17 protein-coding genes and 2 tRNA genes are annotated in these 21,279 nt (G+C 69.0%); 12 read left to right on the top strand and 7 right to left on the bottom strand.

Annotated features, from left to right (window positions below; genetic code table 11):
* The 3 genes from ON38_RS05270 to ON38_RS05280 all read left to right on the top strand — a co-directional run.
* The coding region (locus ON38_RS05270; RefSeq protein ID WP_157181670.1) for an ESX secretion-associated protein EspG at window positions 1–767 on the top strand (767 nt) is incomplete at its 5' end.
* 6 nt (window positions 768–773) lie between these two features.
* Complete coding sequence (locus ON38_RS05275) at window positions 774–1,520, top strand: ESX secretion-associated protein EspG (RefSeq protein ID WP_039822823.1); 747 nt, start codon at window positions 774–776, stop codon at window positions 1,518–1,520.
* 107 nt (window positions 1,521–1,627) lie between these two features.
* Window positions 1,628–2,404 (top strand): enoyl-CoA hydratase, encoded by a 777-nt coding sequence (locus tag ON38_RS05280; RefSeq protein ID WP_039822824.1) that lies wholly within the window; start codon window positions 1,628–1,630, stop codon window positions 2,402–2,404.
* A 26-nt stretch (window positions 2,405–2,430) separates the two neighbouring features.
* Here ON38_RS05280 and ON38_RS05285 read toward each other — a convergent pair whose 3' ends face one another.
* Both ON38_RS05285 and ON38_RS05290 read right to left on the bottom strand, forming a co-directional pair.
* Window positions 2,431–3,477 (bottom strand): DUF7159 family protein, encoded by a 1,047-nt coding sequence (locus ON38_RS05285; protein WP_051164400.1) that lies wholly within the window; start codon window positions 3,475–3,477, stop codon window positions 2,431–2,433.
* A gap of 169 nt (window positions 3,478–3,646) precedes the next feature.
* The gene (locus tag ON38_RS05290) at window positions 3,647–4,189 is read right to left on the bottom strand and encodes a MarR family winged helix-turn-helix transcriptional regulator (RefSeq protein ID WP_039822825.1); all 543 of its coding nucleotides are present in this window, start codon (window positions 4,187–4,189) and stop codon (window positions 3,647–3,649) included.
* Window positions 4,190–4,367: 178 nt separating this feature from the next.
* On the opposite strand from ON38_RS05290, the gene ON38_RS05295 reads away from it, so the two are divergent.
* Window positions 4,368–4,439, top strand: a tRNA-Cys gene (locus ON38_RS05295).
* Window positions 4,440–4,567: 128 nt separating this feature from the next.
* Here the strand turns inward: ON38_RS05295 and ON38_RS05300 are convergent.
* The gene (locus ON38_RS05300) at window positions 4,568–5,986 is read right to left on the bottom strand and encodes a metallophosphoesterase family protein (RefSeq protein ID WP_245563923.1); all 1,419 of its coding nucleotides are present in this window, start codon (window positions 5,984–5,986) and stop codon (window positions 4,568–4,570) included.
* A 10-nt stretch (window positions 5,987–5,996) separates the two neighbouring features.
* Window positions 5,997–6,536, bottom strand: a complete 540-nt coding sequence (locus tag ON38_RS05305) for an Rv0361 family membrane protein (RefSeq protein WP_083872286.1) — start codon at window positions 6,534–6,536, stop codon at window positions 5,997–5,999.
* A 174-nt stretch (window positions 6,537–6,710) separates the two neighbouring features.
* Here ON38_RS05305 and ON38_RS05310 point away from each other — a divergent pair, with 174 nt between their 5' ends.
* Together ON38_RS05310 and ON38_RS05315 are read left to right on the top strand one after the other, a co-directional pair.
* Complete coding sequence (locus tag ON38_RS05310) at window positions 6,711–7,742, top strand: hypothetical protein (RefSeq protein WP_039822826.1); 1,032 nt, start codon at window positions 6,711–6,713, stop codon at window positions 7,740–7,742.
* A 478-nt stretch (window positions 7,743–8,220) separates the two neighbouring features.
* Window positions 8,221–9,429, top strand: coding sequence for an FAD-dependent oxidoreductase (locus ON38_RS05315; RefSeq protein WP_039822827.1), 1,209 nt, complete (start codon window positions 8,221–8,223; stop codon window positions 9,427–9,429).
* A 572-nt stretch (window positions 9,430–10,001) separates the two neighbouring features.
* On the opposite strand, the gene ON38_RS05325 is transcribed toward ON38_RS05315, so the two are convergent.
* From ON38_RS05325 to ON38_RS05335, 3 genes are all read right to left on the bottom strand, one after another.
* Window positions 10,002–10,074 (bottom strand) — tRNA-Arg (locus ON38_RS05325).
* A gap of 93 nt (window positions 10,075–10,167) precedes the next feature.
* Window positions 10,168–10,899, bottom strand: a complete 732-nt coding sequence (locus ON38_RS05330; RefSeq protein WP_039822829.1) for a DUF305 domain-containing protein — start codon at window positions 10,897–10,899, stop codon at window positions 10,168–10,170.
* Complete coding sequence (locus tag ON38_RS05335; protein ID WP_039822830.1) at window positions 10,899–11,864, bottom strand: thioredoxin-like domain-containing protein; 966 nt, start codon at window positions 11,862–11,864, stop codon at window positions 10,899–10,901. Before ON38_RS05335 ends, ON38_RS05330 begins: the two co-directional genes overlap by 1 nt.
* Window positions 11,865–11,956: 92 nt before the next feature.
* On the opposite strand from ON38_RS05335, the gene argS reads away from it, so the two are divergent.
* The 6 genes from argS to rho all read left to right on the top strand — a co-directional run bounded on the left by argS (window position 11,957) and on the right by rho (window position 20,984).
* The gene (argS, locus tag ON38_RS05340; RefSeq protein ID WP_039822831.1) at window positions 11,957–13,615 is read left to right on the top strand and encodes an arginine--tRNA ligase; all 1,659 of its coding nucleotides are present in this window, start codon (window positions 11,957–11,959) and stop codon (window positions 13,613–13,615) included.
* A gap of 58 nt (window positions 13,616–13,673) precedes the next feature.
* Window positions 13,674–15,089, top strand: coding sequence for a diaminopimelate decarboxylase (lysA, locus tag ON38_RS05345; protein WP_039822832.1), 1,416 nt, complete (start codon window positions 13,674–13,676; stop codon window positions 15,087–15,089).
* A 23-nt stretch (window positions 15,090–15,112) separates the two neighbouring features.
* Window positions 15,113–16,474 (top strand): homoserine dehydrogenase, encoded by a 1,362-nt coding sequence (locus tag ON38_RS05350; protein ID WP_051164403.1) that lies wholly within the window; start codon window positions 15,113–15,115, stop codon window positions 16,472–16,474.
* An 83-nt stretch (window positions 16,475–16,557) separates the two neighbouring features.
* Window positions 16,558–17,619 (top strand): threonine synthase, encoded by a 1,062-nt coding sequence (gene thrC, locus ON38_RS05355; protein WP_039822833.1) that lies wholly within the window; start codon window positions 16,558–16,560, stop codon window positions 17,617–17,619.
* A gap of 26 nt (window positions 17,620–17,645) precedes the next feature.
* Window positions 17,646–18,593, top strand: a complete 948-nt coding sequence (gene thrB / locus ON38_RS05360) for a homoserine kinase (protein WP_051164404.1) — start codon at window positions 17,646–17,648, stop codon at window positions 18,591–18,593.
* Between the two features lie 312 nt (window positions 18,594–18,905).
* Complete coding sequence (gene rho / locus ON38_RS05365; RefSeq protein WP_039822835.1) at window positions 18,906–20,984, top strand: transcription termination factor Rho; 2,079 nt, start codon at window positions 18,906–18,908, stop codon at window positions 20,982–20,984.
* Window positions 20,985–21,279 lie beyond the last annotated feature (295 nt).

The following is a 21,279-nucleotide window of genomic DNA, read 5'->3' on the forward strand; positions in this document are numbered from 1 at the left end:
GGGGGGGCAGGTTGCCGCGGCCGCTGGTCTTCACCAGTTCGATCCGGTGGGCGGACGAATACGAATGGGAGCTCTCGAAGATCGCCCGGGATCTCCGGGCCCGCTACCACGGTGAACTGGACGCGTTCGGCGTCGCGCTGGCCAAACCCGATGTTTTCGTCAGCCTGCAGGCATTCGGCGGCGACGGAGATTTCGACAACCCACGGATGCGTACCCGGGTCCATGCCTGCCGGCAGCGGGCACGGGGTTTCGTGATCACCCAGCGGCCCGGCGAAACGGTCCACCACGCGGCCGGGTTCGATATCGTCGAATGCGATCCACGTGCGCTGGGCGATATCGTGCTGTCGCGGATACCGTTCGCGCGGGCCGGGCGATTGCCCGCCACCGCGATTCCCGATACACGACGAGACCCCAGATTCGAGCCCGGATACAGCACATCCGGATCGATGATCTCCGATTACGACGAGGACGAGAACGAGGACGCCGGCAGCGAATACGATCGCGCCCTGTCCTTTCTGCGGACGTCCGCGGTACGCAGCGGGGCCATCCGGGTGGTTCAGGGTCGTTCGAAGTACGGTCCGCGCGGCCGGATCGAGATGGGCATGCTGTGGCGCGATGTCGAGGGCGACGGCCGGTACGCGATCCCCATGCACCGAACGGCACCGTCCGCGCGGGGAATGGGCACGGAGGATCTGACCGAATGGATCGATGAGCAGGTGGACCTGGTGGTGGCCCGGCTCGACCGGAACATGGAAATCGAGGAATGACCCCCTGTGCCCGAACCGATCGTCTACCGCTGGCAGCTCACCGGCCTGCAGTTCAAGGTGCTGTGCGACGACCTACGTCTCGGCGGCCTGCCGCGTCCGTTCACCTTCACCAGTGACACCAGGTTCGCCGACGACTACGAACGCGAGCGCGACGAGGTACGGGCGGGCCTGCGCGAGGTGACCGATCCGCGGTTCGACGCGATGGTCCGGGCGCTCACCAGGCCCGACATCATGGTCCTGGCGAATCTGTGGAACGAACGGCACCATACCGATCCGCGGCAATGTATCCGGGTGCACGCGGTTCGTCGTGACGATCGAGGTTATGTGATCACCCAGCGACCGGGCGAGACCGTGGCCCATTCGGGCGGCTTCGATATCGCCGAATGCGATCCCGCGGACCTGGCGCGGACGGTGGTCGGCTTGTTTCCCGAAGTCGGCGCGGGCCGCGATCCGGAGTCGGTGTCGGCCGGGCTCACCGTCGCGGGCCCGAGCCCGGATTCCCGCGCGTTCCGGCCCTCCGGCTCGCCATCGGTCCCGTCCGGCCCGGATGCCGGGGTCCTGAAAGTGATCCAGGGGCGCCTGGGTTTCCGGGAGCGCGGAATGATCCACGTGGGTCTGATCTGGCGAGATATACCGGGGGACGGCCGGTACGTGATGGGTGCGGACGCGGAACCTGCCGGTATGGACGGCACCGCGATGAGTGACTGGATCGACGCGCGAATGGCGGAGATCATGGTCCGTCTGCAGACGTGATCGCCGCCCCAGCCGTCGTGTCCCGCCCTCGAGCCGTGTCGATACCGCCCGTCGGGCGCGCGGTATCGTCACCGATGTTCATGACCTTTCGAGCCAGAGGATGCGCCGTGACCGACTTCGAGACGATTCTGCTGGAGCGCAAGGATGGGGTCGCCCTCATCACGCTGAACCGGCCCAAGGCGCTGAACGCGCTGAACGCGCAGGTCCTCGACGATGTGATCGCCGCGCTCGACGAGGTCGAACGCGACGACGAGATCGGCGCCGTGGTGATCACCGGTTCCGATCGGGCCTTCGCCGCCGGCGCGGATATCAAGGAGATGCAGCCGAAGTCCTATATGGACATGTTCATGGACGACTATTTCGCCCGCTGGGAACGGCTGGCCCAGTTCCGTAAGCCGACCATCGCGGCGGTCGCCGGTTATGCGCTGGGCGGCGGCTGTGAGCTCGCCATGATCTGCGACATCCTGATCGCGGCGGATACCGCCAAGTTCGGCCAGCCCGAGATCAAGCTGGGTGTTATCCCCGGTATCGGCGGGTCGCAGCGGCTGACCCGGGCGATCGGTAAGGCCAAGGCCATGGACTTGGTGCTGACCGGCCGGAATATGGACGTCGACGAGGCCGAGCGGGCGGGGCTGGTGTCCCGAGTGGTTCCGGCGGCGGAACTCCTCGACACCGCCCTCGAGGTGGCGGCCACCATCGCGTCCATGTCGCTGCCGGTGGCCATGATCGCCAAGGAAGCGGTGAACCGGTCGTTCGAGACCACCCTGAGCGAGGGCCTGCGCTTCGAGCGGCGTGTCTTCCATTCGCTGTTCGCGACCGCGGACCAGTCCGAGGGGATGGCGGCATTCGTGGACAAGCGGCCCGCCAATTTCACCAACCGCTGATCGTCGGTGCGCGGCCCGGGCCCGGTTCAGGGTGCGGGCGGCGCGTCCAGGATGTCGGTGGGAACGTAGTTGCTCCGGGTGGGTTGCGCGGCGCCGTTCTGCGCCGTGAGCAGTCCGGCCACGGTCGCGCCCAGCCCGATCGTCACCGCGGCGGCCGCATAGACCTTGCGCCGTCCGACGACGGGCGGGGCCAGTGGCACCACCTGCCCGCCCGCCCGGATATGAGCGGTGCGGATACCGGCGGCGGGCCGTTCGGCGGCGAACAGCAGGGCACCGCGCGCCGAGACGTACTCCGGTTCGGAATCGCACACCACCGGCAGGTCCAGTAACTCGCTCAGCCGGGTGCGCAGGGCCGGATTGCGGGCGCATCCGCCCAGCAGGGCCACCGCGTCCGGCGCCGCCTCCGTCTGCTCGGCCACGCGGTGCACCAGCGTCGCGGCCGACTGCACCGCGTCCGCGCAGAGTTCGGCCAGGTCACTTCGGGTGATCACCGCGCGTTCGGCGGTATCGGGGTCGGCCGCGGTCACCACGCGAGCGCTGCTCAGCGCCTCCCGGTAACGCCGGGCCGCCGTTTCGTCGGTGTACACACCGGCCGAATCCAGCCATTCGCAGAGCAGTTCGTTGTAGCCGTCGCCGCCCAGCCCCGGGCAGTGGGCGCCGGCCAGTACGGTATCGGTCCGGCAGTCGATCTGGGTCAGCGTCAGACCGGACGAGCCCAGGTCGAACAGGCAGACCACTCCGGTCGTCGGCAGTTTCTCGGTGAACCTGAGGTAGCGCAACTGCGCCAGCGGTTCGTCCACCAGGGTGACGCGGCCGGTGCCGAGGGCATCGCCCACCACTTCGGCCTGCTCGCGGTTGTGGCAGGTTACGGCGGTGCCGGTGATGTACTCGTCACGCCTGCCGGCGGCGCCGTACATGCGGCGGATCGCGATGAGGACCGGCTCGGCCACCGAGGCGCGGGCCGGGCGGGGGATATGGCACCGATCGATCGGCGGCAGGTGCGGTCGATCCGAATGGGTGAGTACCGCACGCGCACCTGAGGCGCCTACTGATACCCCGAGAACCAGCACCATAAACATATGGTGCGCCGCGGGTCGGTTGTTGCCAAGCCGAACCACCGAGAAATTTGCTGAACGGGTGCCCGGCCGTCATGTGTTCGCTGCCCGGCCGGTCCGGCAAACATTCGATTCGACCTGTTCCGGGCCGGGTTTGCTGTGACCGCCCGGCGCGTCCGGGATACGGTCAGGGTTCGGCCCAGCGGGCCGGTTCCTCGCCGGTATCGAAGTCTCCTGCGGTGTGGCGGAACTCGGCGAGCAACTGCAGCAGCGTCCGCAACCGGTCGGGCGGCAGCTCCGGCCGCGCGAATACGCGCTCGTTCAGGTATTCGGTGGCCTCGGCGACGAGAGCCCTTCCAGCGTCGGTGATCTCGATCAGTGTGGCCCGCCGGTCGTTGGGATGCGGGACCCGGTTCACCAGCCCCGCCGCCTCCAGCCGATCCACCGAATTGGTGACACTGGTCGGGTGTACCTGCAATCGGGCGCTGGCCACCGCCATCGGCAGCGCGCCGGTGGCGCTGAAGTTCAGCAGCTGCAGCAATTCGTACCGTGAGAAGGTCAGGCCGGTCGGGCGCAGCGCTTCGTCGACCCGGGCCATGACGATCTGCTGGGCGCGGACCAGAGAGGTCACCGCGGCCATCCCGTCGGCGACCGCACCCCATCCGTGGCCGACCCATTGGCGGTGGGCCTCCTGGATCGGGTCGAGGGGTAGCGGGCGGGGGCGAGACATGTGTTCGATCATTGCACGGCACCGCGCGGATGAGCCGCGTCGTGGGCGCCCCCCGGTGGCGGGTGTCACCCGCGCAGCCGGTGGCGCCGCCACCGGTCCCGCCGCTGTCACCGGTTGCGATCCGGCTGAGCGCAACTGTGTGCCGCGCGGCCGTGGCGAGCCATGATCATCGAGTCACGCGGGCGTGGCTGAGTGGTTCAGGCAACGGTCTGCAAAGCCGTTTACGCGGGTTCGATTCCCGCCGCTCGCTCTATGGTCAGGGATGTTTTCGGAGGTCGGAACCGGAATTCGCCTCGAGCGGTCCGCGGCGATTCCGGCACCGGCCTCCATCCCACCCGGTTCTTGCGGGACAGCGGCAGGTGACCGTATCCGGGACCGTCAGGTGAGTCCCGAGAAATCGCGCAGCACAACGTGATTGCGGTCGGCGAAGGTGCCGAGTGTGTACTCGGGGAGCAGTCCGAAGTATTCGGCGCGGGTCAGGGTGCTCCAGCGCCGGGATTCCGGGGTGCGGGTCTTGTAGAAGTTCACCGTGTAGCCACCTTCGTAGATCCGCAGCAGGCTGTATCCGCCCGGGTACTCCTTGATCGCGCCGACCTCCAGGAATTCCACCGCGCAGGCGGTATCCGGCCGGGTGCGGCGGGTGCGGTGGGTGTGGCCGCTGTGCTGCAGGAAGACCCCCGGCGCGCGCTCGTACAACCGCTGCAACCGCAGCGCGGTATCGCGGTCGAGTACGAAACCGGGACCGGCCGTATTGGTGAGCCCCGCCTCCACGGTGACCGGATGATGACCGAAAACCACAGTGGGACGGTCGGGTTCGGCGCGCAGCAGTTCGGTGACCCGGTCGAACTGCGCGGTGTCGAGTACCCCGCCCGCGCCGTCCAGCGCGCTGGTGTCCAGGCCGAGGATGCGCAGTCCGCCGAGTTCGTGTTCGACCACCTGCTGCCGGGGCCCGAAAACCTCGCTCCAGCAATCACGATGGTCCGTCGCGCCGGGCACCACGGGGCAGTCCGCGTATTCTGCGCCCGGGTGCGGGCGGTCGTGGTTGCCGCGTACGGCGAGGTAATCCTGACCGTCGATGCCCCAGTGGTCCAGCCGGTCGCGCACCGCGCGCACCTGCGCGGGTGTGGCCTCCGCGGTCAGGTCACCGGCCAGCAGGAGCAGGTCCGCGCCGCGATCGGGGCGGCGCAGATCGCCGAGGACGGCGTCGAACATGACCTCCGGATAGGGCGGTAGCCCCGGTTCCTGGCGTATCCCCGGTGGTAGCCCGCCCGCCACCAGGCCGCTCACCGTCTCCCCGTAGTGGGCGTCATTGGCGAGCGCCAGGGTGCGCAGCAGCCGTCCCGGCGGCGGCACCGCGGTAGTGAACGTGGCGGTGGTTTCCGGGGTGCCGGGCGCGCCGGTGGCGACCGAGAGCGCGGGCGTCGCCCGCACACCGGCCGAGCGCGCCTCGAATCGGTAGGCGCGTCCTGGTTCGAGGCCGTCGATCTGCGCGTAGTGGAAGGGGGTGGGGCCCGCGGAAGCCCAGACCGGCCGGAGCGGGCGGGAACTGTCCGCCGGGCCGAGCAGTAGTTCGCCGTCGGTGGGCACCGGGATCGCGCTGCTCGGGTCGCGACTGGTCCAGGTGAGCACGGCGACGGTATCGGTGACCGTGACGACTTCCAGGTCGGTCGCCAGCACCGGGCCGGGCGTCGGCTGCGCCCGGCCCACACCGGCGAATCCGGTGGCGGGCAACAGCGCCGCGAGGCCGAGTGCGCCCAGTACGGTGCGACGCGAGGGCCCGCAGCAGCTCACCGGCACCCGCCGTCGATCATTTCGGGTCGCTGTCGGAGGATGAGCAGACCCGCCATTCGCCGTCCTCTTTCACGAGGCTCTCCTCGGAACTGTCGTCCATCTGCTCGCCGTCGCCGGCGCCCGGCGCCGACAGGCCGAACTTGCCCTTGATCTCGGCCTTCGCGCGGTCACCGGATACGACGATATTGTCGACCGAGTCGATATCGACGGTGAATCCGAGCTTCTCGGCCTCGGACTTCTCCGAGTCGGACATGGCGTCGAATTCGTCCCGGTCGGCCTTACAGGCCAGCTGGGTGGCGGCCGTGAAACCGTCGTCGCCGAGCGTGCCGTAGAACTCGCGCAGCGCGGCCTCGACCTGTTGTTCGTCGGAGGACAGCGGTGTGCGTCCTTGCACGGTCAGCACCACCACGGCCGCGATGGCCGCGACGACCACGAGTACCGCCACTACCGCGCCCACGATGAGGCCGGTCCGACGCTTACGGGCCGGTCGCGGGTGGCCGGGCTCGGTACCGTCGGGCGGCTGCGGCCCGTTCGGATCTGCCGGTGGCTGGGTCACAACGTTCTCCGTTCCCGGGGATTTTCCCGAACACTACGACACTCTCCACGGGATGTCCGGTCCGGCGGTCGCCGGGGTGTCCCCGGTGACGGCCGAGTACTCCGCGCGCGCAACGGTGTCGGTGCTCATACACTCCTTCCGGCAGGACCCGGAGAATACGTGGAGGTATGTGTGATGACCGGTCGTGGTGTCCATCTGTGCGGCAGTGTGCCGCTCCCCGACGCCGAGGCGGTCTTCGCGCAGGTCGCCACCCGGCTGGGTGGGCACATCACCCGGATCCCCGACGGTGAGACCGGCGAACGCGACAACTGGGTGGTGTGGCAGCTCCCCCGGCTACAGGCCCACCCCGGTCTGGTCACCGTCCCGCCGCCGACTCCGGAGTACGGACCGGGCGAACGGGTACGGCCGGCTCCCGGAATCGACCCGGAAGCCATCGATTTCGGGCCGCTGGGTTACGCCCAGGCGGCGCGGGAATCCTGGCGGGTGTTCGAACAACTCCGCGAACAGGGCCTGGTCCGGTCCGGTGTTCGGTTCCAGGTGAGTCTGCCGACCCCGATCGCGGTGGTCGGTGCGTTCGTGGCCGGCCCCCAGGCGGAACTGGAAAACCGCTACGAGGCCGCGATCCTGGCCGAGCTGGATCAGATCACCGCGGCGATTCCGCACGAGGATCTGGCGATCCAATGGGACGCGGCTGTCGAATTCGCGCTCTTCGAGGGCGTTTTCCCGTGCTGGTTCGGTGACGACTATCCCGCCCGGCTGGGCGGGGTGATCGAGCGGCTGACCCGCCTCGGCGACTCGGTCCCCGCCGGGGTGGAGCTGGGGTACCACCTCTGCTACGGCGATTTCGGTCATCGGCATTTCGTCGAGCCCGCCGATACCTCGAAATTGGTCGATGTGGCTTCCGGGGTGGCCGTGGCGCTGAAGCGCCCGCTGAACTGGATCCATCTGCCCGTGCCCAAGGACCGCGCCGACGCCGCGTATTTCGCTCCGCTCGCCGGCCTCGCGACCGCCCCGGAAACCGATCTCTACCTGGGTCTGGTGCACGTATCCGACGGTTTCGAAGGCGCGCGCCGCCGGATCAAGGCCGCGGCGGCGTTCGTACCCGAGTTCGGTATCGCCACCGAATGCGGTCTGGGCCGCCGTCCGGCCGCCCAGATCCCGGAGTTGCTGGATCTGCACGCCCGTCTGGCGAATTCATTGGATTGACCGGGGGCCGTCGGACGGTCGGCCGGCAGCGTCCGGCCACCGGGCCGGCCGCGGACATGATGCCGGGCGGCGAATGCGCGCCGGGGTGATACCGACGGATGCCCGGTAGCGGCCGGGTCCGGTCGCTCGCTGCCGCGGTTTCCGCGGGTCGCACCCTGCGCTCACGCATCGAGGACGGCGCTCACCCATGGGGCTGCGCGGTAACGAGGCCCGGGGGCAGAACTTCGAAACGCCGGTGCCCCGTCGTCATCCACCGGTGGGTGAGTGGATCGCGCGCGCCGGTGGCAGCGCGACGGGCGTCGGCGAGCCGGCGGCCACCGACAGTCGCGCGGCGCTCGGTGCGCCCGGTGCGGCTCGGCATGTGCGAGATCGGTGTCCGGAATCGGCAAAACCGATCGTCAACCCAAGGTTGACGATATTTGCTATCGTCAACTACAAGTTGACGATCTGGCCGAGTGGCGGACCTTCAGGAGTGGCAGTGGACGATATCGAGAACGCAGTACGAAACCCCAGCGGTCGCGGGGCGAAACGGGCGGTGGTGGCGGGAGCCGGTATTGCCGGGCTGGCCGCGGCATTGCGGTTGCGCCGGGCAGGCTGGGAAGTCGTCGTGCTCGAGCGGGCGCCTGCCCGACGCAGCGGCGGCTATCTGCTGAACCTGCACGGGCCCGGTTATGATGCCGCCGAACGGCTCGGCCTGGTGCCCGCACTCGCGCCGCGCGATATCGGGTTCTTCACCTCGGTGCTCGTCCACGCCGACGGCCGGGAGAAGTTCACCGTTCCCGCTGCCGTCGCACAGGCCGCGGTGGGGGATCGGGCGCTGAGTCTCTTCCGCGGCGACCTGGAATCGGCGCTGTACGCCGCGGTGGCCGCGCACGTCGATATCCGCTTCGGCACCACGGTACGGGCGATGACCCAGGATCCCGGTGCGGTCGAGGTCACCCTGAGCGATGACACCCGCCTACAGGCCGACCTGCTCATCGGTGCCGACGGTGTGCACTCCCGGATCCGTGAACTCGCCTTCGGTCCCGAATCGGAGCATTTGGTGGAGCTGAACCACATGGTGGGCGCCTTCCCACTCGATACCGTCCCCGAGCACGTTCCCCACGGGGTCGGCACGACCTTTCTCGGGCCCCGGCGCACCGCCGCGGTGATGAACCTGGGCCCGGGCCGGTCCTCGGCGTTCTTCACCTACCGCAGCCTCGACCCGGCCGCCGAACTCGCCCGCGGTGCCGCATCCGCGCTCACCGCGGCGTTCGGTGATCTGGGGCGCGGGGTCGCCGAGGCGCTCGAGCAGCTCTCCGCCGACCCGGCCGACGCCTATTTCGACTCGGTCGGCCAGATCGTCGCCGACCGATGGAGTAGCGGCCGGGTCGTACTCCTGGGTGATGCCGCCTGGTGCGTCACCGTCTTCGCCGGTTACGGCGCGGCCCTCGCCCTCGACGGCGCCGACCGGCTCGGCGCCGCCCTCGACGCCCACGGCGACGACCTCACCGCCGCACTCGACGCCTGGGAGCGATCGCTGCGGCCGGAAGTCCGCAAGCGGCAAGCTCTCGCTCGCAAGGGGGTCAGCCGATTCGCCCCACCCACTCGTGCGCATGTCTGGGCGGGGGATCTCATGCTGCGCGCCATCCAACTCCCCGGTATCCGCGGTCTCGTCCAGCGCTCGATCCAGCGCGCCAACAACTAGCGCCGCCCCGCGGGCCCCGCGCCGGTGGGTGGCCGGGCTCGGGCGGATATACCACCGCCCCGCGGGCCGGGCACCGCACGTCGCGGTGCGAACCCGAGGGCGTATGCCATTCCGAAAGTGGATAGAAATCGCCGTTTGCTTGTTTCCGGTCGACGGGATGCGGTACGCGGCGAATGAGTCGGGGGCCAGGAGAAAAATCGCGGTGAAGGAGATGGGAACGATGGGTTCGTTCGAACCTTATCTAGGCGCCGGTATGGAAATGCTGCAGAGGATGCTCGGGATGATGTTGGGGATGATGCCCGGCATCGGCCCCGGCCTGTGACGGAAGGAGCGGACAGCGGGCCGCCCGCCGCTCGTCGGCGGGCGGCCCCGTGGAGAACGATCCGCTACGCGGCGGTGTGGTCCCAGAGATCGGCGCCACGATCCGCACGCGTACGTGGAACCGGGCGCCGAGGGGCGGCGGCGAAGGCTCGGGGCGGGGTCGCGCCGACTCCGGCACCCGGGCCGACCGGGATCGAGAACGAGAAAGGCCCCCGACCAGAACCCAGCTGGTCGAGGGCCTTCCTCGTGCGTGCCCTCGGCAGGAATCGAACCTGCGGCCTTCTGCTCCGGAGGCAGACGCTCTATCCCCTGAGCTACGAGGGCGGGGATCCACCCGGGGCGACCGGGAGCCGGTCGATCGGGCGGACCACAGCGTATCGCATCATCGCCGATGCGGCCAAAACGAGTGGTAGCGGTTCAGTTCAGGGGCAGCGGCCGGCCGCCGCGAGCGGCGAGCATATCGGTGATGAGCTGGGCCTCACCCTGCTGTGCGGCGAGCATCTGCCCGGCCAGGATGCCGATCTCGCCGGTTTCGGCGTGTTCGGCGCCGTACTCCAGCATCGGGACCCCGCCCTGGTGATGGCGCAGCATGAGTTGCAGGAACAGCACATCGAGATCGGTGCCGCGCGCGTCGCGTAACCGCTGGATGTCCGCGGTGCTCGCCATACCCGGCATCGCGGCCACAGCACCGGAATCGTGCGTCCCGGAACCGTGGTCGTGACCCCCGTTGTGCTGGTCGTCACCGTGGCCGGTGTCGTGCATCCAGCCCATGTAGCCGTCCGCGCCACGCGCGGGCGCGCCCCACATCTGCAACCAGCCCTGCATCCGTCCGATCTGGCTCTGCTGCGTGGTGAGGATGTCGTAGGCCAGGCGCTGCACCGCGGGATCGGCCGAACCCAGCAGCGCGATCCCCGACATCTCCACGGCCTGGGTGTGGTGGGCCGACATATCCTGCGCGAATCCGATATCGACCGGACCCGGCGCGGACCCGCCGGAATCGTCCGGCGAGAGCAGCACGCCCGCGCCGAACCCCACCACGAGCAGCGCGATAGCGGCGATGATCAGCAGCGGGATGCGCTGGCCTCGCAGCTGCGCCCGGAGTCCGGTCTCGGGCCGGTGCTCGGTCTCGAGGGTTTCCGTTTCCGGCATTACTGTCCGGCTCCGGGAGCCTGCTGATCGGCCGCGGCCCCGGGCGCCTGCTGGCCGGGCACGGCCCCGGGCGCCTGCTGGTCCGGCAGGGTGCCGGGCATGCCCGGGATCGCCGGGATGCCACCGGGCAGCCCACCCGGCAGACCGCCGCCGGGAGCTCCCATCCCGCCGAGCTCGCCCTGGTCGGGCTGCAGGCCGGCACCGTCCATCGGCACGGCGTCGGGGCCCGGCTCGCTCGGGTCGTAGGGCGGCGGGTTCTGGGTGTCGAAGGCGACCGTCGCGCAGTCCGCGCCGACCTCGGGATAGGCGAAGTTGTTCAGTCGCAGCGCGGTGATGAACTGACCGATCCGCTCGTCGTCGGCGCTGTTCACGGTGAGCTGATGTCCCCAGGACTGCAGTGAGACCGGGGCTTCCTGGCCGGGGTGCGGCGACATGAGCATGTACTGCTCACCCTCGACCTTTTTCTTCAGCGTGTCGATCCCGGACCGGTCGATCTTGTCCGGGTTGTAGGTGATCCACACCGCGCCGTGTTCCAGCGAGTGCACCGCGTTCTCCTCGCGCAGCGCCTTGTCGTAGACGGTGCCCATGCAGTTGGCCCAGGAGGCGTCGTGCGGGCCACCGAACGGTGGCGTCTGGTCGTAGGCCACCCGCTGGGTCGCGTCGACGTGCAGACCCGCCGGGTACTCCTTCTTCACCACACCCTCGATCTGGTCGGAGGGGTCCTGTTTCTGCTCGGAGGGGGTGAACTTCTCCAGGGCGGCCTTCTCCTGGTACTTGGGCACCAGGTTCACCGCGAGGGCCGCGACCAGCCCCACGAGCACCACGACCGCGCCGATGGTGAGCCAGGGGATTCGCTGCGTGATCGGCGGTTTGCCCTTGTTCCTGCTGCTGCTCGCGCGCGCACCCGCGACTTTGCCCGCCGCCTTCACGGCCTTCGCCGATTTGGCGCTCGTCCTGTTCGGCATACCGGTCCCAGTTCTTTCCACGTCGATGAACAGTGCCGAGCTGCGGTGCCCACTCGCGGCGCGCACCCACTCGGACCATAGGATAGAGACTCGTGACTCCAGCCGACCTTGCAGATCTCCTTCACGCCACCGCGGCGAAGGTCCTCGCCGAACGTGGACTGGATGCCGCGGTGCTGCCCGACACGGTCGATGTGGAGCGTCCGCGAAATCCGGAGCACGGTGACTACAGCACCAATGTAGCGATGAAGGTCGCGAAGAAGGCCGGGACCAACCCGCGGGAACTGGCCGGCTGGCTCGCCGCGGCGCTGAGCGATACCGAGGCCGTCGCGACCGCGGAGGTCGCCGGACCCGGCTTCCTCAATATCCGGGTCGCCGCGTCGGCGCAGGGTGTGGTGCTCGAGCAGGTGCTCGCGGCAGGGGCGGGGTACGGCACCGCGAACACACTCGCCGGTACGAAGATCAATCTGGAGTTCGTCTCCGCCAACCCGACCGGCCCGGTGCACCTGGGCGGGACCCGCTGGGCCGCGGTGGGCGACGCGCTGGGCCGGATCCTGGCCGCGCAGGGCGCCGAGGTCACCCGCGAGTACTACTTCAACGATCACGGCGCCCAGATCACCCGGTTCGCCGAATCGCTGGTCGCCGCCGCCACCGGCGCGCCGACCCCGGAGAACGGGTACGCGGGCGCCTATATCGGCGAGATCGCCGACCGGATCGTGGCCGACCATCCCGGTGCGGCCGAACTCGACCCGGAGAAGCGGCTGGAACTGTTCCGCGCCGAAGGCGTGGAACTCATGTTCGCCCACATCAAGAAAACGCTGCACGAATTCGGCACCGATTTCGATGTGTATTTCAACGAGAGTTCGCTGTTCGCCTCGGGTGCGGTAGAACGCGCGGTGGACACGCTGAAGAATTCCGGTGATCTGTATTCGAAGGACGGCGCCTGGTGGATCGCCAGCTCCGAATACGGTGACGATCAGGACCGGGTGGTCATCAAAAGCGACGGGAACGCCGCCTATATCGCCGGCGATATCGCCTACCTGCAGGACAAGCGCTCGCGCGGTTTCGACCTGTGCATCTATATGCTCGGCGCCGACCATCACGGCTATATCGGCCGGTTGAAGGCCGCGGCCGCCGCGTTCGGTGACGACCCCGACAGCGTCGAGGTGCTCATCGGCCAGATGGTGAACCTGCTGCGCGACGGCGTGGCCGTGCGGATGAGCAAACGCGCGGGCACCGTGGTCACGCTGGACGATCTGGTGGAGGCGATCGGCGTCGACGCCGCCCGCTACTCCTTGGTGCGCAGCTCGGTGAACTCGAGCATCGATATCGACCTGGACCTGTGGGCGAAACAGGACAGCGTGAACCCGGTGTACTACGTGCAGTACGCGCACGCCCGCGCCGCGTCCATCGCGCGCAATGCCGCCGAATTCGAATACGCCACGGTGACACCGGATTTCGCTCTGCTGGATTCCGAATTCGAGGGCGCTCTCATTCGCACCATCGGTGAATTCCCCCGGGTGGTGGCGAGTGCGGCGACCCTGCGGGAACCGCACCGTATCGCGCGGTACCTGGAGGAACTGGCCGGCGCCTACCACCCGTTCCAGACCAACAAGGCCCTGCGGGTACTGCCGCTGGGCGACGAGCCCGTCTCGCCGGTCAACGCCGCCCGCCTGGTGCTGGTGAACGCGACCCGGCAGGTGCTGGCCAACGGCCTGGCTCTGCTCGGCGTCACCGCTCCGGAGCGGATGTGACCGCGCCCGGCAATCGCATCGACCGACTGTTCCGGCAGTGGACGAGGAAGGAAGACCGATGAGTGTCCATCCCGCCGGGCCCCGGCACGCCGAGATACCGCACGCCCCGAATCTGCCGGAACGCCCGGCCGATCCGCGGCAGCTGATCGACCTGCCCGCGCAGGTGTGGCCGCGCAACGCCACCCGCGGTGCCGACGATGTGGTCCGGCTGGCGGGGGTGCCCGTCACCGAACTCGCCGCGCAGTTCGGCACGCCGCTGTTCGTGGTGGACGAGGACGATTTCCGGTCCCGCTGCCGCGATATGGTGCGCGCGTTCGGGCCGAATGCGCGAGTTCACTACGCCTCCAAGGCTTTTCTGTGCGGCGAGATCGCGCGCTGGATCCGCGACGAAGGTCTCTCGCTGGATGTGTGCTCCGGCGGTGAACTCGCCGTCGCGCTGCACGCCGGCTTCCCGGCCGAGCGGATCGCCCTGCACGGCAACAACAAATCGGTGGCCGAACTGGAGGCCGCGGTGGCGGCCGGAGTGGGCCATGTGGTGGTGGACTCGCTGATCGAGATCGACCGGCTGGAAGCCGTCGCCGGCGTCGCCGGAGTCGTCCAGGACGTCTTGGTCCGGGTCACGGTCGGGGTCGAGGCGCACACCCACGAGTACATCTCCACCGCGCACGAGGACCAGAAATTCGGTTTCTCCATTTCCGGCGGCGACGCCATGGAAGCGCTGGCCCGGGTGTTCGAGGCCGATAATCTGCGGCTGGTCGGACTGCACAGCCATATCGGATCGCAGATCTTCGAAATCGACGGTTTCGAAATCGCCGCGCACCGGATGCTGGGCCTGCTGCGCGAAGCGGTCGACAAATTCGGTGTCGAGCGCACTTCGCAGATTTCGCTGCTCGATCTGGGCGGCGGTCTGGGTATTTCCTATCTGCCCTCCGACGATCCGCCGCCGCTGGACCTGTTCGCGGAGAAACTCCGCGCACTGGTCGCCCGCGAGGCCGAACGCGCCGGGCTGCCCGTGCCGCGTATCGCGGTCGAACCGGGCCGCGCCATCGCCGGCCCCGGTACCGTGACCCTCTACGAAGTGGGCACCATCAAGGATGTCTCGCTCGACGGCGGCCTGCGCCGCCGCTACGTGAGCGTGGACGGCGGGATGAGCGACAATATCCGGCCCGCGCTCTACCAGGCCGATTACCACTGCCAGCTGGTGTCCCGCGGTTCCGAGGCGGCACCGGTGGTCGCTCGCGTCGTCGGAAAACACTGTGAGAGCGGCGATATCATCATCCGCGACACGTGGATGCCGGCCGACGCGGGCCCGGGGGATCTCATCGCGGTGGCCGGCACCGGTGCCTATTGCTACTCCATGTCGAGCCGGTACAACCTGCTGACCCGTCCCGCCGTCGTCGCGGTCAGCGACGGCACGGCCCGGTTGATCCTGCGCCGGGAAACGGTCGAGGACCTGCTCGGCCTGGAGGTCTGATGGACGCGACGAAAGGGGAGAGCATGCCAGAGGGGGCCGAAGTGGTGCCGGGTCGTTGGGGGCCGGACCGTCCGATTGGTATCGCGGTACTGGGTATGGGCAATGTCGGCCGGGAGGTCGTGCGGATCCTCCGCGATCACGCCGACGATCTCCAGGCCCGGGTCGGCGCGCCGCTGACCCTGCGCGGGGTCGCGGTGCGCAGCCTCGATCGTGACCGCGGGCTACCCGCCGAACTACTCACCACCGACGCCGAAGAGCTGGTCGCCCGGCCCGACGTCGACCTGGTCGTCGAGGTGATCGGCGGTATCGATCCGGCTCGCAAACTCATCCTGGCTGCGCTCAACGCCGGGAAGTCCGTGGTCTCCGCGAACAAGGCGCTGCTGGCCGATTACACCGGCGAGCTGGCCGCCGCCGCGGAACGCAGCCGGGCCGACCTGTACTTCGAGGCCGCGGTGGCCGGCGCCATCCCGGTGGTCCGGCCGCTGATCCAATCGCTGTCCGGCGACCGGGTGAACCGGGTGGTCGGCATCGTGAACGGAACCACCAACTTCATCCTCTCGGCCATGGACGAAACCGGTGCCGACTACGGCGACACCCTCGCCGAAGCGACCCGCCTCGGCTATGCCGAAGCCGATCCGACCGCCGACGTGGAGGGCTACGACGCCGCCGCGAAGGCCGCGATCCTGGCCTCGCTGGCCTTCCACACCCGGGTGACGGCCGCCGACGTCTACCGCCAGGGCATCGCCACCATCACCGCCGAGGACCTGGAGACCGCGTCCGCGCTGGACTGCACGGTCAAACTGCTGGCGATCTGCGAGCGGGTGCCGGCGGGTGCGGGCGAACCCACCCCGGCCGAAGGCGGCAAGGACCGGGTGTCGGTGCGCGTCTATCCGGCGCTGATCCCGCGCAAACATCCGCTGGCCGCGGTGACCGGTGCGTTCAACGCGGTGGTCGTGGAGGCCGAGAACGCCGGTCGGCTCATGTTCTACGGGCAGGGCGCCGGCGGGGCGCCGACCGCCTCGGCCGTTCTGGGTGACCTGGTCATGGCCGCCCGCAACAAGTTCTTCGGTGGCCGGGCGCCGGGCGAATCGGTCTATGCTGAGCTTCCGATCGCGCCGATCGGCGACACCCCGACGCGCTATCACGTGAATCTGAAGGTCGAAGACCGTCCCGGCGTACTGGCGAGGGTGGCGGGCGAATTCTCCAACCACGGAGTGAGCATCTCGACCGTCCGCCAGGAGGGTCACGACGACAAGGCACGGCTGGTGGTCGTGACCCATCTCGCGACCGAGGCGGCGCTCTCCGAGACCGTCGCCGCGCTGTCGGGTATGGAATCCGTCACATCTGTCACCAGCGTTCTGAGATTGGAAGGCACCGAGGAATGACAACAGCATCGCGCAGCGATTCCGTCAGGGGTGGCGGTGGCGCGACAGGTGGGCCGACCGCCGGCGTCGCCCCGCAGGCCGGAGTGCACTCGCGCTGGCCCGGGCTCATCGCTGCCTACCGCGACCGCCTCGCGGGCGCGGCCGACTGGGAACCGGTCACCCTCTTCGAGGGTGGGACCCCGCTGGTTCCCGCGCCGCATCTGTCGCGGCTCACCGGTTGCGAGGTGTACCTGAAGGTCGAGGGCGCGAATCCGACGGGTTCGTTCAAGGACCGCGGCATGACCATGGCCATGACCGATGCCAAGTATCGCGGTCAGCAGGCGGTGCTGTGCGCCTCCACCGGTAACACCTCCGCCTCGGCCGCGGCCTACGCCACCCGCGCCGGCATGACCTGCGCGGTGCTCATCCCGCAGGGCAAGATCGCCATGGGCAAACTGGCCCAGGCCGTGATGCTCGGCGCGAAGGTCATCCAGGTCGAGGGCAATTTCGACGACTGCCTGGAACTGGCGCGCAAAGTCACCTCGGACTTCCCGTCCATCGGCCTGGTGAACTCGGTGAACCCGGCCCGGATCGAGGGGCAGAAGACCGCCTCCTTCGAAATCTGTGATGTGCTCGGCCGGGCCCCCGATGTGCACGCGCTGCCGGTGGGCAATGCCGGCAACATCACCGCCTACTGGCGGGGCTACCGCGAGTACCGCGCCGATGGCGTGACCGAAACGCTTCCCCGCATGCTCGGCGTCCAGGCCGCCGGGGCGGCCCCGCTGGTCAACGGCGCGCCGGTGAGTCATCCGGAGACCATCGCGACCGCCATCCGGATCGGCGCACCCGCCTCCTGGAACGGCGCCGTGGCGGCCAAGGAGGAATCCGGCGGAGCCTTCCGCGCGGCCACCGACGAGGAGATTCTGCACGCGTACCGCCTGGTCGCGGCCGAAGAGGGCGTTTTCGTGGAGCCCGCGTCGGCGGCCAGTGTGGCCGGTGTGCTGGCCGCTCACGCCGAAGGCTGGCTGGAACCCGGGCAGACCGTGGTCTGCACGGTCACCGGGAACGGTCTCAAGGACCCCGATACCGCCCTGCTCGGGATGCCCGAGGTGCAGGCCATCCAGGTCGACCCGGTCGCGGTGGCCGCACGACTCGAACTGGCCTGACGGTGGATACGCGCGAAAGCCGGCTCGTGGCTCCGACCCTGCCGTCCGGTATCACGGTCGCCGTCCGGGTACCGGCCTCCACCGCGAATCTGGGGCCCGGTTTCGATTCGCTGGGTATGGCCCTGGGGATCTACGACGAGATCGAGGTGCGCAGCACCGATTCCGGCTTGAATATCCGCATGGAGGGTGAAGGCGCCGGCGAGGTGGCCTGGGGGCCACAGCATCTGGTGGTCCGGGCGATAGAACGCGGGCTGGAATCGGCCGGAGTCTGGGCCGACGGACTGGACGTGCTGTGCCGGAACGCGATTCCGCATTCCCGCGGACTGGGCTCCTCGGCCTCGGCCGTGGTCGGCGGGCTGGCGGCCGGGCGTGCGCTGGCCGCGCAATTCGATCCGGCCCTGGCGGTGGATACCGATCAATTGGTGCAGCTGGCCTCGGAATTCGAAGGCCACCCCGATAACGCCGCCGCCAGTGTGCTCGGTGGCATCGTCGTGTCCTGGACCGAGACCGGCCCCGGCCCGGATACCGATATCGGCGCACCGCAACGGCTGTACCGGGCGGTCCGCCTCGACGCGCATCCCACGCTGCGTCCGGTCGTCCTGGTCCCCGAGGAACGGTCCTCCACCGCGCAGACCCGCGGGCTGCTGCCCGAACTGGTACCGCACCGGGACGCGGCGTTCAATGTGAGCCGGGCCGCGCTGGCGGTGGTCGCGCTGACCCAGCGCCCGGACCTGCTGCTCCCGGCCACGGCCGACCGGCTGCACCAGACCCAGCGCGCCCCCGCGCTCCCGCTGACCACCGCATGGATCCAGCGGTTGCGCGACGCCGGCATCGCGGCCACGGTCTCCGGCGCCGGGCCCACCGTGCTCGCGCTCACGACCTGCGCTTTTCCCGAAGAATTACGGCTTCGGGCCGCCGCGGACGGGCTCCGGATCATCGAGCCGGGCATCGCGGAAGGCGTGCAGATCAGCTGACGGGCGCGTCCGCCTTGCCGACCTTCGTACTTGCCCGCTATCCTGGGCAAGTCCGTACATCGCGCGCATCAGACGCCGGTGCTTCATCAGGGCAATCGCTCCAGCAGGCTCCAGGCTCGAGCCCTCATGCCATGGGGGTGCCGCGCAGCCGCTCAACTGGAATGATCTCTTCCACCTTTTCCAGCGGTGGCGAAGCACCCGGTCCCGGAGGGGCAGGCGATACGGCTACAAATCCGAGTCCGGCAGCGAGATCGGGCTACGGAACGAACCCTCGACACAGCACACGGCCATCGAGGGAAGGAAAGGATCTCCGTGACAGATACGGACCTGCTCGCGACACCCGGGGTGGAATCCGACTCCGAACCCTCGGGCAACCGCGAAAGTGACTCCGGACAGATTTCTTCGAAGATGAGCGAGAACACCGACATCGGATCGGGGCTGACTGGAATGTTGTTGCCGCAGTTGCGCGCACTGGCAGGGGAACTCGGAATTCGAGGCACCTCCGGTATGCGTAAGGGTGATCTCATCGCCGCCATCAAGGAAAACCAGGCCGGCAGACCCGCCGCCGCGGAGCGCAGCACCCGCGCGAAGGCTGCCAAAGAACGTAAAACCGCAGACCAGCCTGCCGAGGCCGGGACCGCGGCGCCTGCCGTCGAGGCCGCGCCCGCCGCCGCGTCGGCTCCGGCGGTCGAAGCGCCCGCCGCCGATACCGCGGCGAACAAGGACTCCGCGGCCGCGGACAAGGGCAAGCCCGACCAGGCCGCCACCAATGGCTCGGCGACCATCAACGGCACCGCAGGCACGGCCGCGGACACCGATTCCGGCGCCAAGACCGAGGGCAGAGGCGACAACAAGCCGGCCGAGGGCACCGAGGATTCGGGCCGCGACTCCGGCCAGCGCGGCCGCGGCCGCCAGCGTCGTGGCCGGGACCAGCAGCCCAAGAACGGTGAACCCGCCGGCGAGGACGCCAAGCAGCAGGACGGCGCGAAGAACGACGGCGCCAAGCAGGACGGTAAGGACAGCAAGGACGGCGAGCAGGGCGAGCGCCGTCGCGACCGCAACCAGGGCCAGCAGGGCCAGGGCGGCGACCAGCGCGGCTCCGGCAACCGGGGCGGCGGCGATCGCGGTGGCGACGACGAGGAAGGCGGCCGTGGCCGCCGTGGCCGCCGGTTCCGCGAACGTCGCCGGGGCCGCGACCGTGACGGTGGCGGCGGTGAATCGCGCGAGCCCGAGATTCGCGAAGACGACGTGCTCCAGCCGGTCGCGGGCATCCTCGACGTGCTGGACAACTACGCGTTCGTGCGCACCTCCGGCTACCTGGCCGGCCCGAACGACGTCTACGTCTCGATGAACCTGGTCCGCAAGAACGGCCTGCGCCGCGGTGACGCGATCACCGGCGCGGTCCGCGCGCCGCGCGACGGGGAACAGAGCAATCAGCGGCAGAAGTTCGATCCGCTGGTGCGGCTGGACACCGTCAACGGTGCCGAAATCGATTCGGCCAAGCGCCGCCCCGATTTCAACAAGCTGACCCCGCTGTACCCGAACCAGCGGCTGCGCCTGGAAACCCAGCAGAACAAGCTGACCACCCGGGTGATCGACCTGATCATGCCGATCGGTAAGGGCCAGCGTGCACTGATCGTGTCCCCGCCGAAGGCCGGTAAGACCACGATCATGCAGGACATCGCCAACGCGATCGCGATCAACAACCCCGAGTGCTACCTCATGGTGGTACTGGTCGACGAACGTCCCGAAGAAGTCACCGATATGCAGCGCTCGGTGAAGGGCGAGGTCATCGCCTCCACCTTCGACCGGCCGCCGTCCGACCACACCTCGGTCGCCGAACTGGCGATCGAGCGGGCCAAGCGCCTGGTCGAAATGGGCAAGGACGTCGTGGTGCTGCTCGACTCGATCACCCGGCTGGGCCGCGCGTACAACAATTCCTCGCCGGCTTCCGGGCGCATCCTGTCCGGTGGTGTCGACTCCACCGCGCTGTACCCGCCCAAGCGGTTCCTCGGCGCGGCGCGCAATATCGAGAACGGCGGCTCGCTCACCATCATCGCCACCGCCATGGTGGAGACCGGTTCGACCGGTGACACGGTGATCTTCGAGGAGTTCAAGGGCACCGGTAACGCCGAGCTCAAACTGGACCGCAAGATCGCCGAGCGGCGCGTGTTCCCCGCGGTGGACGTCAACCCGTCCGGTACCCGTAAGGACGAGCTGCTGCTCAACCCGGACGAGGCCGCGGTCCTGCACAAGCTGCGCCGGGTGCTGTCCGGTCTGGACTCCCACCAGGCGATCGACCTGCTGATCGACCGCCTGCGCAAGAGCAAGAACAACCTCGAGTTCCTGATGCAGGTCTCCAAGACCGCACCGGGCGCATTGGACGAATGAGTTCTGTCTGATCGCGGGCCTCCGGGCCCGAGGGGCCTCGGCCTCCTGGGCCTCCTGGGCCTCGCTGAACTCGGCACCGAGCGGGTCGACCTTCCGAGAAGGTCGACCCGCTCGTCGTTTCCGGGGAAGGACGTGCCGGGCGAGGCCCGGTACCCGAGCAACCGGGGACCCGGCGGAACAAATATGGCGGTGGGGGCGTTGCAGCGGGCATCGGTGGTTCTGGCATACTGGATCGCCGTGCGTCTGCGATTCGCGCAGACAATCCCGCCTGAAGTCGGTTCCGGTTCACGTTCGG

Source organism: Nocardia testacea NBRC 100365, from assembly GCF_000308775.1.
GTDB lineage: Bacteria > Actinomycetota > Actinomycetes > Mycobacteriales > Mycobacteriaceae > Nocardia > Nocardia testacea.